Annotated in this window: 13 protein-coding genes; 5 read left to right on the top strand and 8 right to left on the bottom strand. The window is 30.0% G+C overall.

Annotated features, from left to right (window positions below; genetic code table 11):
* The first annotated feature begins 51 nt into the window (after nucleotides 1–51).
* Complete coding sequence (locus tag SJY43_RS16050; protein ID WP_396601740.1) at nucleotides 52–447, top strand: DUF2721 domain-containing protein; 396 nt, start codon at nucleotides 52–54, stop codon at nucleotides 445–447.
* Here the strand turns inward: SJY43_RS16050 and SJY43_RS16055 are convergent.
* Together SJY43_RS16055 and SJY43_RS16060 are read right to left on the bottom strand one after the other, a co-directional pair.
* On the bottom strand, nucleotides 444–1,283 hold the full coding sequence (locus SJY43_RS16055; protein ID WP_396601741.1) for a sterol desaturase family protein: 840 nt from the start codon (nucleotides 1,281–1,283) through the stop codon (nucleotides 444–446). The two genes, SJY43_RS16050 and SJY43_RS16055, sit on opposite strands and share 4 nt — an antisense overlap.
* Before the next feature lie 90 nt (nucleotides 1,284–1,373).
* Nucleotides 1,374–1,865, bottom strand: a complete 492-nt coding sequence (locus SJY43_RS16060) for a YkgJ family cysteine cluster protein (protein WP_396601742.1) — start codon at nucleotides 1,863–1,865, stop codon at nucleotides 1,374–1,376.
* Between the two features lie 245 nt (nucleotides 1,866–2,110).
* Between SJY43_RS16060 and SJY43_RS16065 the strand changes: the two genes are divergently transcribed.
* Nucleotides 2,111–2,809, top strand: a complete 699-nt coding sequence (locus SJY43_RS16065; RefSeq protein WP_396601743.1) for a class I SAM-dependent methyltransferase — start codon at nucleotides 2,111–2,113, stop codon at nucleotides 2,807–2,809.
* Here the strand turns inward: SJY43_RS16065 and SJY43_RS16070 are convergent.
* From SJY43_RS16070 to SJY43_RS16080, 3 genes are all read right to left on the bottom strand, one after another.
* Complete coding sequence (locus SJY43_RS16070) at nucleotides 2,806–3,219, bottom strand: hypothetical protein (RefSeq protein WP_396601744.1); 414 nt, start codon at nucleotides 3,217–3,219, stop codon at nucleotides 2,806–2,808. The two genes, SJY43_RS16065 and SJY43_RS16070, sit on opposite strands and share 4 nt — an antisense overlap.
* Nucleotides 3,220–3,521: 302 nt before the next feature.
* Nucleotides 3,522–5,249: a TonB-dependent receptor gene (locus tag SJY43_RS16075; protein WP_396601745.1), complete on the bottom strand. Its 1,728-nt coding sequence runs from the start codon at nucleotides 5,247–5,249 to the stop codon at nucleotides 3,522–3,524.
* Nucleotides 5,250–5,360: 111 nt separating this feature from the next.
* Nucleotides 5,361–8,378 carry a tetratricopeptide repeat protein gene (locus SJY43_RS16080; protein WP_396601746.1) on the bottom strand — a complete coding sequence of 1,006 codons (3,018 nt, stop codon included), beginning with the start codon at nucleotides 8,376–8,378 and terminating at the stop codon, nucleotides 5,361–5,363.
* 314 nt (nucleotides 8,379–8,692) lie between these two features.
* Here SJY43_RS16080 and SJY43_RS16085 point away from each other — a divergent pair, with 314 nt between their 5' ends.
* From SJY43_RS16085 to SJY43_RS16095, 3 genes are read left to right on the top strand one after another with little or no spacing between them, the layout of a single operon-like run.
* On the top strand, nucleotides 8,693–9,376 hold the full coding sequence (locus SJY43_RS16085; RefSeq protein WP_396601747.1) for a cell division ATP-binding protein FtsE: 684 nt from the start codon (nucleotides 8,693–8,695) through the stop codon (nucleotides 9,374–9,376).
* 2 nt (nucleotides 9,377–9,378) lie between these two features.
* Entirely contained in the window at nucleotides 9,379–10,272 is an 894-nt protein-coding gene (locus SJY43_RS16090) for a glycosyltransferase (protein ID WP_396601748.1), read from the top strand.
* A 1-nt stretch (nucleotide 10,273) separates the two neighbouring features.
* The gene (locus SJY43_RS16095; protein ID WP_396601749.1) at nucleotides 10,274–11,227 is read left to right on the top strand and encodes a glycosyltransferase family 2 protein; all 954 of its coding nucleotides are present in this window, start codon (nucleotides 10,274–10,276) and stop codon (nucleotides 11,225–11,227) included.
* Nucleotides 11,228–11,270: 43 nt separating this feature from the next.
* On the opposite strand, the gene SJY43_RS16100 is transcribed toward SJY43_RS16095, so the two are convergent.
* From SJY43_RS16100 to SJY43_RS16110, 3 genes are all read right to left on the bottom strand, one after another.
* Nucleotides 11,271–12,353 (bottom strand): glycosyltransferase, encoded by a 1,083-nt coding sequence (locus tag SJY43_RS16100; protein ID WP_396601750.1) that lies wholly within the window; start codon nucleotides 12,351–12,353, stop codon nucleotides 11,271–11,273.
* Nucleotides 12,354–12,355: 2 nt separating this feature from the next.
* Entirely contained in the window at nucleotides 12,356–13,447 is a 1,092-nt protein-coding gene (locus SJY43_RS16105; protein ID WP_396601751.1) for a phosphoethanolamine transferase, read from the bottom strand.
* 532 nt (nucleotides 13,448–13,979) lie between these two features.
* On the bottom strand, nucleotides 13,980–15,278 hold the full coding sequence (locus tag SJY43_RS16110; protein ID WP_396601752.1) for an O-antigen translocase: 1,299 nt from the start codon (nucleotides 15,276–15,278) through the stop codon (nucleotides 13,980–13,982).
* Nucleotides 15,279–15,287: the final 9 nt, after the last annotated feature.

Raw genomic sequence — 15,287 nt, forward strand, 5'->3', positions numbered from 1 at the left:
CCAAATAACAAAACGTTATTTATAATTTAGCACTTTGAAAAGATAAACCTCATGGAAGAACTAACACTTACCACCCCTGCCCTTTTATTTTCTGCAATATCTTTGATTATGCTCGCATACACCAATAGGTTTATAGCCTATGCTGCAATTATTAGAAACTTGCATGACAAATATTTAAAACAAAGAGATGAACGGTTAATAGAGCAAATTAAAAACCTAAAACTACGTCTTTACCTTACTCAAGCGATGCAAATTACAGGTATTACCAGTCTTTTGTTTTGTGTAATTACCATGTTCTTAATTTATATTAAACTTAATACTCTTGCCATTTGGATATTTGGTTTAGCTCTTATTCTATTAATTATTTCTTTAGCACTTTTAATAAAAGAAATTCAAATATCAGTTAAAGCGCTAGAACACCATATTAGTGATATTGAAAATGGCTAAATTTCATTTTCAAACGAAGTTGGCTTTTGGTATTTCTGAAAAGGTTGAATTAGTAAGTTTTTAATTTTTCCGTTATCTTCTTCATTCGGAAAAACATCAACGCCGTAAATAATTTTATCGGTATCTAGTTCTTTATACGTTCCGAAAAGTCTATCCCAAATCGAAAAAATATTTCCGTAGTTAGAATCTGTATATGGCATTTTATAATGATGATGTACTTTATGCATATCTGGAGACACAATAACGTAGCTAAGCAATTTATCAACCTTTTTAGGAAGTTGGATATTAGCATGATTAAATTGTGTTGCTACTAATGATAATGACTGATATAAAAACACTAAAGCAATAGGTGTACCTACAATAAAAATTCCGGCCAGAGTAAATACATAGCGTATAACACTCTCTAAAGGATGATGCCTGTTTGCAGTAGTTGCATCTACATTATGATCGGAATGATGAACCAAATGCACCATCCATAGTGGTTTTACTTTATGCTCTATTAAATGAGGTAAATACGCGCCAATAAAATCTATTAAAAACACACCAAGAATACCGTATAACCAAATAGGCATTTCTGGCAACCAATTTAGAATTCCAAAATTGTTAGCCATAACCCAATCTGAAGATTTTAAAAACAAAAAGGCCAAAGGTAAATTAACAAGAACGGTTGTTAAGGTGAAAAAAATATTTGGAATAGCGTGTTTCCATTTTTTATATTTAAACCCTATTAAAGGCACAATACCTTCCAGTATCCAGAAAAAGGTTAAACCTCCAATTAAAATTAATGCTCTGTGGTGGGTTGGAATGGTTTCAAAATAGTTTAGAATAGTTTCCAAAATTGTAAAAGTTTAGTCAATAAATATACAATTTTAAAATAAACTATGCACGCATAGTTTATTTGCAGGTGTTTTAGAAAGAATAAATTTCTATTTTATTCTTTCCTTCATGGCTTCAACTATATTGAATGCTGCCGGGCAAACAGCTACATTTTTCAAAGTAAGATTTGAAATTTGCTGAAACTTTTTTCTATCGGTATGTGGAAATTCTCTGCAAGCTTTTGGCCTAACATCATAAATAGAACAGTAATTATCGGCTCCTAAAAACGTACAAGGTACAGATTGTAAAACATAATCGTTATCCTCATCAACGCGTAAAAACTGGCTAATAAATTGCTGAGTTTTCATTCTAAAATGCTTTGCAATTCTATCAACATCCTTATCTGTAAACAAAGGCCCTGTAGTTTTACAACAGTTTGCACACTCTAAACAATCGGTATGCTCAAACTCTTGTTCATGCAAATCTTGCATGATATAGTCTAAGTTTTTTGGTGCTTTCTTTTTTAGCTTCGTAAAGAATTTTTTATTCTCGTTATGTTTATCTTTGGCGAGCTTTGGAAGATTATTTATAATGTCTTGCATGGTGTAAAAATAGTATTTATTATGATTATTTCGCAGAGTAACACAGAGAACCATAGAGTTTCACGGAGAGGTTCTAAGTTAATATGATTGTATCAATATTTAAACTCACAAAAATAAGTCTCTGAATATCTTATTTTAGACTCTGTGTAACAACTTTTAAGAATGTGATTTTTCGCTTTCGCGGAAATGAAAATAGAATAATTAAAGATTCCTTACTTTGAGGGAATAACCAAATAGTATTATTGATGAAAGACCTTTTCGGGAAAGCTTTATTAGATTATCAAAACGGAAATTATAACGAGGATATTACAACCTCAACTAATATTTCTGATGAAGATACTTTACCACTACCCTATTTATTTCGTGAGTTTAAAGACATGCCTAAGCTCGAACAAAAAGCTTTAAAACTATGTAAAGGTTCGGTTTTAGATGTTGGTTGCGGCTCTGGTAGTCATAGCTTGTATTTACAAGAAAAGGGTTTTAAGGTTAAAGCTATTGATATCTCCAAAGGTGCCAATGAAGTTGCTAAACAACGTGGTGTTTTAAACACCCAAACCATTGCCCTTTTAGATGAAACCGAAACATTTGATACGATTCTACTTTTAATGAATGGTACAGGTATTTTTCAAGAAACTACTCAAGTCTCAAAATACCTAACGCATTTAAAAACACTTTTAAATTCTGGTGGACAGATTTTAATAGACTCATCAGACATTAAATATATGTTTGAAGATGAAGATGGTGGTTATTGGATGGATATGAATGCTGGCTATTACGGCGAGCTGGATTATTTTTTATCTTATAAAGGTGAAAAAGAAACACCTATGAAATGGTTGTATCTAGACTTTGAAAGTTTGAAATTAGCCTGCGAAACTATTGGATTGCAATGTGAATTGGTTTTGGAAGGTGAACATTTTGATTATTTGGCTAGAATAAAAGCTTAACTCTTATCTCTTATAAATACATGCTTAGAATCTCCACTACCATAAATGAAATTAGTATCGTTCAACACCAAAATTTGTTCTTTTATTTCGTAATATAAACTTTGTATCTCGATAAAATAATGACCTTGCTTTGATTGTATATTAAAAATCTCATGGTCGTTAATAATGATGTCATTCTCTCTAGTCTTTACTGCTTTTGGAGGTAAATTCATTTCTTGAAGCACCTCAATAAAACCTTTAGTTTTGGAAAAACTAAATCTATATACTACATTTTTAGAATCACCTTCTAATTTCCAGTCGCCAACAATATACTTTTTCACTTCAGAAATAGTTTTACAGCATTCAAGATTTTGAGAAAATGAATGTATTGATAGTAATAATGATGCTATGATGACTAAATTTTTAATCATTGATTGTTTTTAAATAGGAATACAAAATTAGTTAAAAACTTAAACTTGATGTTTTAAAATTAGCTAGCTTCTTTAGCATGACCTTTGTGCAAGCCCGCGTTAAGCCTGCCTGCCGGCAGGCAAGGATTGCAGCGGATAGCCCACAGCCTGACGAAGGAAGTGCGAGGACTTGTAGCGAAAAGCCTGACCTTTTACGATCCTACAAGGTTTTGAAAACCTTGTAGGCATGAGAAAAAGGTAACGCCCAAACCACTAAAATTAATATTAGTTTTGCTTGATGAGATTCCTGCATTCGCAGGAATTTAGAAATCAAACTTATAAGTAGCGCCAGCTAAAAACTGAATGCTTTGTACTGGAAAATTCTGCCATTTTTGGTAAGCGTTGTTAGCGATATTATTTGCTTTTGCATAAACCGAAAATTGCTCGTTTATATGATAACCAACGTGTGCATTGGCATCGAAAAAACTCTCTAGATTTACTGTAAATGGTGATGTAACAGTAAAACCATCGTTTAAAGAGAATTGATCTTTACGTTCTCCAATGTAAAATACATTAGCACCTGCAAACCAGTTTTCGTCTATTTGATAGTCTAAAAACAGAGACCCTTTTATGTCTGGTAAATTCCAAGCTTCGGCTTCATCGTCGGTAGAATAACTAAAATACTCCGCTTTAATACCTAATTTAAAATTACGATTAACGTCTACATTAATTTCTCCAGCTACGCCAAAGGTTTGAATATCATCGTAAACAATTCCGAATGAGTTTCCATAGGTGTAATCTTCGCTAGTTAATGTAATCTCGTTATTACGGTATAATGCTTTGTTTCTATCTGCAATGTAACGTCCGCTAACATTATAGCTCATATTGCTAGACAATTTACCTTTTAAACCTACGTAAGCATTGTATAATTGATCGGTTGGACGAATAAACAATGTTGGTGACACAAATGGATTCTCATTCGCAAAATCGTAATAAGAGTTCTGAATTAAATCGCCTTTTATACCTCCGTAAGCAATCAATACATCATTAACCAATCTATATGTTGCGCTTATATTTGGATACACATATATGTTATTATCTCCTGATGCTTTATCGTTAGAATAATATAAGGACGCACCTAAGTTAACGGTTAAATCGTCTTGTTTTAACTCGAAAGTTGGCGATAATCCTATTTGAAAATTGCCGTAATCTAAGGCATCTGTTGTAATGTAGTTTCTATCGAAAGCACCACCTAAATAATCAATTTTAAAATCGGTTGAAATTTCTACATCATTAATAGGCACATCTACTTTTGCTTTAGCTATAAATCTATTTTCTCCAGAACCTTGATTATCGCCAAAACGTCTAAAAAAGAAACTTCCGGAATTAATATAGGTATCTTCGAAAGTAATATCACCTCCAAAATGCGCATCGAAAAACGAATGACCAGTATCAATATTGTTAGCTTTTGCTTGTGCTATTTGAGATTCTGGAACACCATACCAATTGTACATTTGATGCTGAAAACCCGCTTCTACATTCCACGCTAAATCTCGTAAACGGCTTGAGTAATTCAGGTTAATTTTTGAATCGGAAAAATTATCATCAAAATCTACACCTTCAATACCTCCTGCCGATGAATGATGACTAACATAACCTCCAATACTTTCATTTCTGCTAATGGCATGATTTAAATAAACTTCACCTAAAATTGTAGTATATGTACCCACACCTAAGGTAGCATAATTATCGAATAACTTTACTGGTGCGCGCTTTTCTACAACTGCCGCTTTTCCTTTTGCTGGTGTAAAGGTTGAAGCTACTGGGAATGAGAAAATATTATACTTAATAGCTTTTTTTGTTTCGGTAGTTTCATCATCTAAAGATGGTACTTCCTTAACCTTAAAAGCATCAGAAATTGTTGGTGCATATGGTTTTACAACATCAATAACACCTGTGTTTATGGTATCGTTTTGTGTTCTTTGAGCAAAGCCTAAGCTTATACTTAATAAAAGAACAAAAGTGAATATATTTTTTATGTTCTTACGCATACTATTATCTTTTTTGATTTTTAAATATTGATTGATGAGATGCTTTGACTGCGCTCAGCATGACATTTTAATTTTATTACTGTGACTGAATACTACAACTGTGAACTTTTTTTATTCTGGTACAATTGATGAATTTGTTTTAGCTTCTTCTCTTTTAATTTTACTAAGCTCCGTTTGTGCTTCTGAAACCACATCGTCAAACTCAGGAAAATTTTGGATAACACTTTCTAAAATATATGTGGCTTGAAAAGCATCGTTTAAAGCATAAAAATTCTTAGCCATTAACACTAAACCTTTGGCACTATAATATTTATATCCTGAAAAATCTTTAGCTAATTTTTGAACTGAAGTATTTGAAGATTTGTATTGCCCTTCTTTATTTTTAAAATAAGCATTATAATACAAGGCTTCTGCCGCAGTTTCTCCTGTAGCAACACGTTCTACATTTGCATAAGCAGTTTTTGCTTTAGCTTCATCTCCAGTTTTTATTGCGGAACGAGCGATAATAATGTGTGCGTCACTTTTAATTCTATTATCGATAGTAGAACTGCTTAAAACTTTTTCGGCATAAGCAACTGCTTCATTATAATTCTCTAATTGGTAATTCGCTTTCATTAAATTTGATTGTGCAAATACAACATTCTGCGGATAATTTGCTTCTGCTTCCAAACGCTTTAAAATAGGCATCGCCTTGTTCCAACTTTTACTTTCTAAATAAAATTGAGATAAGCGCGTTAAAGCTTCTTCTGTAAATTCGTTATTGCTTGCATCTGTAACATACTTATAATGTGGCGCTGCGTTTTCTAACAAATCCTTTTTATAGTAGAGTTGCGCGACATAAAAATGAGATTGTAATGCGTGTAAACCATTTGGGAATTGATTTAAATACCCATTAAATTGCTTTATAGCTTTATCTGTATTATTGTCTAAATATTGTTTTTCGGCAGATTCATAAGTAGTATTATCCAAATCTACATCGGTAACTTCAACATAATCTAATTGCCTTACCCAATTTGCATAATCGTCTACACGACCTAAGTCGATATAAATTAATCGCGCTGTAGAAACCGCCTGAACTGCTTCTGGCGTTCCTGGATAATCGCCTGCTACTTTTTTAAATTTAGTTAATGCACGTTCGTTTTCAGCGCCGTTATAATACACTAAACCTTGTCTCAGTAATGCTTTTGGCACAAACGAACTCATTCTGTATTCGCCACTTAATTGATCGTAAGCCTTCATAGCTTTGTCTATGTTGTTAGCTTTTACATAAGAATTGCCCAGTTCATATAGCGCATCGTCTCTTAATTTAGATTTTGGGTATGCTGAAATAAATTCTTCTAAGGCTTTAATTTTATTTGATGTCTCGCCTGCATAACCAATACTTATTGCTTTTTGAAATGCAGGATAATCTGAATCTATTTTATTTAATTTAATAGCGTTTTCGTAAGCTGAAATTGCGCTTTGATATTGGCTTGATACAAAATGCCCGTCACCTAAACGCAAATACGCGTCATTCAATCTTACCTTATCATCTCTTTTATTTGAAATAAAATTATTGAAATGCTCAGTAGCCTTTCCGTAGTTTTTTAATTTGAAATAGGTATATGCTAAATTATAATCAAGGTTTTCTAGTTCGGGAGTTGTTGCATTTCCTGTTTGTTGCTCAAACTGCTTAAAACCAATTAACGCATCATCATAATTTGTTAAATTGTAATCGGTCTCTGCTTTCCAAAATGTCGCTCTAGCTGTATAATTTTGATCTTGAGATTCTTTTAAGGATGCATCAAAAAGTGATGCTGCTTCTTGATAATTTCCCTCATTATACAATTCTAAACCTCTATAAAAAGCTACTTTCTGGTATGCTATTTTATTTTCGAAACTCTTTTTACTTTCTAGTAGTTTTAAAGCTTCTTTATAATTTTTTGATGTAATATAAGAATCTATTAAAAGTGTTTCAATCTCTTCTTTGTAACTAGTTTCTGGATATTTTTCTAAATAACCTGCTAAAACCTGTGGTGCAGATTGGTACGGGTTCCCAATTTCATAACTAATCTTTGCATAGTTTAACCAGGCATCTTCTTGAATTTTTAAATCAAAATCCATTTGCGACGCATTTCTAAACGCATTTAAAGCCTCTTGCTTTTTATCAAGATTCACATAACTTTCTCCTAAATGGTAATATGCGTTTTGCGCAATAGCATTGCTACCGCCTACAATTTTATTGAATTCTGAAATAGCATTCTCGTAATCTTTTTGCTTGTAGTACGCATATCCTAACTGATAAAAATCGGTATTGGTCCACTTCCCTCTTTTACCTTTATATTCGGTTAAATATGGAATAGCTTCAGCATATTTTTCTAAGTTAAAATAACTCTCTCCTATAATTTTAGAAAGCTCAGACACTTCCGATTCATCGCTATCGGTTATTCTTTCTTTAGCCAATGCAATGGCTTCATCAAACTTTCCAAGTTTAAAATTTAAATCTGCTTGATAATACGATAGCTTTTCTTTGTAACGTTCTTGGTCGCTTACTTGCTCGAAATACTCGTTGGCTCTATCATAATCATCACCTTCATAAGCCATAAAACCAATATAATATTTAGCCTGCGAGCCATACTCAGGAGAACTTTTAACTTTACTTAAATACTTTTTGGCATCCTTATATTGTTTTGTTGTAAAAGCTGTATAGCCATTATTAAAATAGAATTTATCTAGTTCTTTTTTACCTAAAGAACCTTCGTCTACTTTATTATACCATTTTCTAGCATAAGCATATTTTGAATTCTCGAAATAGTAATCGGCAACATCAACATACGCAGTATTCTTTTTTGTACTTGTTGGATATTCTTTTACAAAATCTTCTATTAATTGATCTGCATTTTGTTGGTTTAATCTTACCGCACAATTGGCTATATAGTAAGCACAATTAGATTGTAAGATATCTTCTTGGGCAGTCTTTTTAACATTGCTGAACATAGACTGTGCTGCTTGGTACTGCTGGTTATTGTAAAGCGACAAAGCTTTTTGATAATCAACTAAACCACTTGTATAAGTTGCAGATTGCTGAGCAAAGATTTGAAAACTAAAACTTATAGCAATTACTAATGAAACGATACTTTTTTTAGCCATTTTAGGATTCATTTTTAAATTAAAAATCAAAGATAAATTAATATAAATCCTATAACGTAATAATCGTGCCATAATTATAAACAGGGTTATTAAATGTTGGAAAACTTTGGAGACAGAAGACTGAAGCTTGAAGTTTTAGTTGAAATTATATTAAACTTTTCGTTTCTTGTTTTCTAGTTTTAGAAATAAATGAAAAAATAATATCAGAAACTTTGGGTATTTCTAACAACTATTTCAAACTTTTTGCGTTTAGCTTTTACTTTTAAGTTTTAAATAATACATTTACAACAGATCAAAAAATCTTCGTATAATTTATGTCAAATTCTATTTTACAGTTAAAAGACGCTTCTATATTTCAAGGTGAAAGTCTAGTGCTTTCTGATGTTAATGTAGAAATTAACAAAGGCGATTTTGTGTATTTAATAGGAAAAACGGGTACAGGAAAAAGTAGTTTCATGAAAACACTTTATGGCGATTTACCTTTAACCGAAGGTGAAGGACATATTGTAGATTTTAATTTAAAAAATTTAAAAGAGAAAGACATTCCTTATTTACGACGTAAGTTAGGCGTCGTTTTCCAAGATTTTAAATTACTAAATGATAGAACGATTAATGATAATTTACTTTTTGTTTTAAAAGCCACAGGTTGGAAAGACAAAGACAAAATGAAAACGCGCGTAGAGGAAGTTTTAACTAAAGTGGATATGAAAACTAAAGGTTTTAAATTCCCTCACGAGCTTTCTGGTGGCGAGCAACAGCGTGTTGCCATAGCAAGAGCTTTACTAAACAACCCAGAGCTTATCCTTGCCGATGAGCCTACTGGAAATTTAGACCCACAAACTAGTATTGAAGTTATGGAAGTACTTCAAGACATAAACAAAAATGGCAATACCATTTTAATGGCTACGCACGATTATGCGCTACTTCTAAAATATCCAAGCAAGACTTTAAAATGCGATGAAAATCAAGTTTATGAGGTGGTACAACGTAAAAACTAACTATGTTTTCGATATTAATTCCAGTATTTAATTATAATATTTCTAAGTTAGTATGTGAAATTCATAAACAAGCAAGCGCATCTAAAATCAAATTTGAAATTATTTACTGTGAAGATGGATCTAACAAGTATGTAGAGAAAAACAAATCGACTATTGAAACCTTATCGTTTACGAAAAGTATAATATCAAATAATAATCTTGGCAGAACCCAAACAAGGCAACTATTATCAGACGCAGCCTCTTACAATTGGCTTTTGTTTTTGGATGCTGATGTTTTTCCCAAATTAAAAGATTTCATTGAAATTTATATAAAAAAAATAACATTAGGTCATCAAGCAATATATGGGGGTTTCGCATACACTAGAACAAAACCAGAAAGTGATTTTATTTTGCGATGGAAATATGGCAAAACATATGAAGAGGTTAATGCTGATATAAGGAATTCGAAACCTTATCAAGTTATTATTTCTGCAAATTTTATTATTAAAAAGGATGTTTTTAATAAAATCAATTCAAAAATTAACAGAAAGGGTTATGGTTTAGATAATTATTTTGCGTCACTATTGAAACAAAATAGTATCAATATTCTGCACATAAACAATGAAGTATATCACTTAGGCATTGAAAAAAGCATACATTATTTGGATAAAATTGAAGAAGCAATTAAAAATTTAATTTGGCTCTTTAATGCAGATAAATTGTCTATACACAGTAACAAACTACTTTCTATATATGTGGTTTTAAAAAAACTTAGGTTACATTACTTACTACGCTTTTTGTTCCCAATTTTTAAACCTTTTTTGAAGAAAAACTTAGTTGGTAATAATCCAAATATGATTTTACTCCAATTTTACAAAGTATTATACATCTGCTTTGAAGATTTGAATAACAAATAATATGTTAAAAAAACCTTTTTTCTCAATTGTAATTCCGCTTTACAATAAAGAAAAACATATCGAATCTACTATTAAAAGCATTCTTAAACAAAGCATGCAAGATTTTGAGGTTATAGTAGTTAACGATGGATCTACTGACAGCAGCTGCCATGAAGTTAAAACTATTAATGACAATAGAATACTATTATATTCTATAAAAAATAAGGGTGTTTCTCATGCTAGAAATTTTGGAATTAAAAAGGCAAATGCAAAACTTATTGTCTTTTTAGATGCTGATGACATATGGCTTAATAATCATTTAGAAGATTTAAAGGAATTATATGAAAGCTTTCCAAACTGCGGTATGTATTGTAAAGCCTATACAAAGCAATACCGAAAAACATTTATTAAGTCGGTTTACAAAAACATACCACAAAAAAATAATTGGAAAGGCATAGTAGATGATTTTTTTGAATCAAGTACTATAAACTGTATTGCTTGGACTTCTGCTGTCATGATTCCCGAAAAAATAATTAATGATATTGGTTATTTTGATGAAAACATAACCCTTGGTGCAGGTGAAGATACAGATCTCTGGATTAGAATAGCCCTTAAATATAAGGTTGCTTTTTCCAACAAACCTAGTGCCATTCATAATTTAGGCGCAGATAATAGAATTTCTAATTCAAATACAAATGCTCGGATTTTTTTAAATTTAGACAAATACGAAGCTGTCTCCAAAAAAAGTAAGGCGTTAAAAGTTTATTTGGACTTAAATAGATACTCTATTGCAATTCAGTATAAAATAGCTGGTAATACTGAAAAAGCAAATGAATATATTGATAAAATTGATAAAGACAATTTAAATAGAAAGCAACTTTTTTTATTAAAAAGGAATACATTTTTCATAAAACTGATGCTAAATATTAAAAAACTGCTAAGATTTCTAAATATAGATTTAAGCACTTTTAAATAATAAAAAACCCTTTCAAAAAAATATTTTATAAAATTTAATTGTTTTAAGTTTCAAAAACAGCTTGCCACTTTTTAGCTATTTCTACTTTGCTAAATTTTTGAACACTTGTAAAAGCATTTTTATTGAATTTATCTATGAGATTTTTATTACTACAAATTCTTTTCAAAGCTATTGCGAGCTCATTTACATCGTAAGTTTCTAAAAGCAACCCATTCTTATTATGTTGAATAATTTCTGACGGTCCTGTTTCACAATTAATAGCCACAACTGGTGTTCCCGTTGCCAAAGACTCAATTAAAACCAAACCAAACCCTTCATAAAAACTAGTTAAAACAGTACAAATGGCATGTTTCATGTACACAAATGGGTTTGATGTAAATGACTCAAACAGAACATAATCTTGAATATTTAAACTAACAACTAATTGTTCATATCCTTCTTTATCATCACCATCTCCTAAAATTATTAATTTTATACCACTTTTATAAATTCCTGATAGCGCATAAGCATTTATTAATAAACTAATGTTTTTACAAACTTCTTCTAATCTACCACAAAATAAAATGTAGGGAAACGAAATATTTAACGATTCTTTGCTTTTTGACTTTATTGCATCTAAGTCTACAGCATTTTCAATACAAACCATTTTCTTACTGCAATGAAATTCACCTATCAATTGAAGTAATCTAGGGTTCACTACTATAATTCTATAGGCCTGTTTTAGCAACCATTTCTTTATCAACAAATTTTTTCTAACTTCATTTTTATATGAAGAACTATGTATAACGTAAAGCGTCTTAAATTTTCTATAAGCATACTTACATATCCCTATTTCATTAATAATGCTATTAGTTCGCATCCTATTATCTATAATAAAATCGAACTTATTCTTTTTTAAATATTTTCTAAGTAGAATAATTCGTTTTATCTTATCGAAAAAAGTGTTACTCTTATCTTTTAGTGCTCCCAAATTAAAGAGAACTCCTTTGTATTGAAAAGAATTTAAATTAGAAATTAAAACAATGTGAACTTCATACCCTAATTCAGAAAGCATTATAGATTGCATTGCTGCAGAGCGCTCTGCCCCTCCTAAACCTAATGATGGAGAAACTATACATACTTTCATAACTATTTTTTTCTATTATTCTCAATACTTAAAAGCGAATCATAATCCTTATTGCCTAAAATAACCCTTTTTCTTTCCTTAAATTTATTACTAAAAATACTTCTTTCTAAATCTACATTAATATTATTTACTGCACACAAATCAGCGATACTATGAAATAAATCATCAGTCATATAACCACGTTCTAGATCAATCTGGATATTGTTTTTTTCAATGTAGTTTTTAGATCTCCACAAAAGAAAAGGAATTTGAAACATAGGCAAAGTACCTACATCATCATTATGACCTGCAAATTTTATAGTATGGTAAACTTCTTCTCCATGGTCTGAAAAATATAATAAGAAGCTTTCTGTTTTCTTATTTTTAACCTTGTTAATGATTTTATTAATTATAAAATCATTGTAAACTACTGCATTGTCGTACTCGTTAATAATATTAAACTCGTTTTGTTTTGTTGCTACTGTGAGTTTTTGATTTTCTTTAAAAACATTAAATGAATCGGGATATCTATTTTTGTAATAAAAATGATTTCCTTGAATATGTATAAACAACACCTTATTAGTATCAGACTCTTCACTTATAACACTATCAATTTGATCAAAAATAACATCATCATATTGATTAAACTCTTCAGTACCTTCTGTGTTTAAATAGATTTTATTTCGATTAGCGTATACAATTTTTGTTATATCCGTTTCTGCAAAACCAACTGGCTGTTGATTAGAAATCCAATAAGTATCATAATTAGCTGCATTTAACAGTTGCATAATTGACCCTTCAAAACTCATACTTGAGTTTTCAAAATTTTTTAAACTCAATGACTTGGTTATTGATGCAGTAGTTCCAGCATGAGGACTAATAACATTATCAAAAACACTAAGATCTTTCTGTCTAGATAATAATGGATTTGTGGTTCTATTATAGCCATATAAAGACATATTCCTGCTTGTTGTTGACTCCCCAATAACAATAACATATAATTTATTATTTCTATTATTAGAAACTTTTACATTTTTAAATTTTCCTGTATCTGTATGATAAACATCTGAATTTATAACACCTGACTCATAATAAACAACATAGAAGGATTTCAATACTAAATATGGTAAGTTTTGGTGTCTTAAAACTGTTTCCTTTATAATTATAAAAAGTATCAATATACAAAAAAACACCTGTATTCTTTTTGATAAAAAACTATTCTCATATTTAACATCTACTCTTTTAATAAAAAATACGCTTACAATTAATAAACATAACAGTAAACCATAAAGAATTAAATATTCGTTTATATAAAAAGACAAAAACTCACTCGCCTCAATATAATTTGTCTCTAAAAAAACATAAATTGACGATGGAGATATGTTTACATTAAAAACATAATAATAAGAAGTTTCGATAAATAAAATAATGTTAAAAAATAAAAATGAAATTAGAAAATAATACTTTTTTATTTTTTTTCCTTTTATTAAATACATGGGTAGAACTAATAATAGGGCAAATAAAAAATTTTCAACAAAATTTAATATTCTATGAATTTGAAATTTACCAAACACAAATTCAAATAAAAAAGAAATAGCAATAGCTGCAAAAAACATAAGCTCTGCACTAATTAACTTATTCTTTATACTAAACAAGTTCCTCATCTTTTCCAAAAAATTCCTTTCTAAATACAAAAAAAAGCAGCAACATGTAAAGAAAACTACTTATAGCATGTGCCTTAACAGCCCCCAAAACGCCAAAATAATCTATAAAAAACCTGCTAAAAAAATACAGGAGAGCCATGTAGACAATTTCGCATGTGATATAATACTTTATCAGTTTTTTTGCTAAAAACTGATAAGAAATAGTTAGAAAAATAATTCTAAAAAAATCCCCAACTAATTGCCATATAAACAACTCATTCATTGGCAAAAACTCATCAGTTAAAATTAATTTTACAATTGTAAATTTTAATATAAAAATCACCAAAAACCCTATAAAAACAAATGGCAACAACGACTTATAAAAACCAAACACTATAGTCTTGAAACCCATCCTGCTCTTGTTTTCAGACAATAAAGGTAATAGATAAATTTCAAATAATGTATAAACGAACATCATATAATAGCCAGAGATTTTTCGCATAGCTTCCCAATATCCAGCTTCTTCTGTGCCTACATTATCAATAATGTAACTTCTTATGAGTAAAAAAAGAAACGGAAACATGATACCTGAAAACAACGTCATAGAAAAAAATGAAGTTATTTTTTTAAAAAAATTTCTATAAACAGGAAAAAGACTTATATTTTGAATAATTTCTTTCAATAATTTATACTTAAAAAAAAGTGAACAAAACAAGAGAATAGGAGTTATAACTATTGCTAAAAGCGCACCTTCTAATTGATTTATATTCATTAGCGAAATAATCAATATTGCAGAACTCAAATATGCCACAATGTTTATTATAACTAAATCAGTTACTTTCTTTAAACCGCTTATTACAGCAATGAAAAATACATGTACCGTAAAAAAAGGCATTATTAAAGCAGATACTCTAAATAAAAATGAATATGAAATAGAATCAAATACTAAAAAGCTAAATGAATTTGCAAATAAAAAAAGAACGACTGATAATAAAAACCCGATACAAATAGAAATTATAAAGCCAGAAGAAACAACATTTTTAAATTGACTTTTATCTTCCTTACACTCAGAAACATATTTAATTATTCCGTTCTTTACCCCTAATGAAGACAGGCTTTGAATAGATTGTAAGAAGTTTGATAAATTTCCTGAAATTGCCATTCCTGATGGCCCGATATATATGGCCATGAATTTCGATATGGCAAACCCTGAAATTAATCTAACAAAAACGCTTAATGAATTTATAGAAGCAACTTTAACAAGCTTATTCTTTCTAATATTTTTAAGCAATTCATTAAACATCAAAATATT

Origin of the sequence: Algibacter sp. R77976 (assembly GCF_044594645.1) — a bacterium.
Lineage (GTDB): Bacteria > Bacteroidota > Bacteroidia > Flavobacteriales > Flavobacteriaceae > Algibacter_B.

Excerpts from the sequence above, each read along its gene's own strand:
- SJY43_RS16050 (WP_396601740.1), top strand. The coding sequence starts at position 52 with ATGGAAGAACTAACACTTACCACCCCTGCCCTTTTATTTTCTGCAATA.
- SJY43_RS16060 (WP_396601742.1), bottom strand. The coding sequence starts at position 1,865 with ATGCAAGACATTATAAATAATCTTCCAAAGCTCGCCAAAGATAAACAT.
- SJY43_RS16065 (WP_396601743.1), top strand. The coding sequence starts at position 2,111 with ATGAAAGACCTTTTCGGGAAAGCTTTATTAGATTATCAAAACGGAAAT.
- SJY43_RS16070 (WP_396601744.1), bottom strand. The coding sequence starts at position 3,219 with ATGATTAAAAATTTAGTCATCATAGCATCATTATTACTATCAATACAT.
- SJY43_RS16075 (WP_396601745.1), bottom strand. The coding sequence starts at position 5,249 with ATGCGTAAGAACATAAAAAATATATTCACTTTTGTTCTTTTATTAAGT.
- SJY43_RS16080 (WP_396601746.1), bottom strand. The coding sequence starts at position 8,378 with ATGGCTAAAAAAAGTATCGTTTCATTAGTAATTGCTATAAGTTTTAGT.
- SJY43_RS16085 (WP_396601747.1), top strand. The coding sequence starts at position 8,693 with ATGTCAAATTCTATTTTACAGTTAAAAGACGCTTCTATATTTCAAGGT.
- SJY43_RS16090 (WP_396601748.1), top strand. The coding sequence starts at position 9,379 with ATGTTTTCGATATTAATTCCAGTATTTAATTATAATATTTCTAAGTTA.
- SJY43_RS16095 (WP_396601749.1), top strand. The coding sequence starts at position 10,274 with ATGTTAAAAAAACCTTTTTTCTCAATTGTAATTCCGCTTTACAATAAA.
- SJY43_RS16100 (WP_396601750.1), bottom strand. The coding sequence starts at position 12,353 with ATGAAAGTATGTATAGTTTCTCCATCATTAGGTTTAGGAGGGGCAGAG.
- SJY43_RS16110 (WP_396601752.1), bottom strand. The coding sequence starts at position 15,278 with ATGTTTAATGAATTGCTTAAAAATATTAGAAAGAATAAGCTTGTTAAA.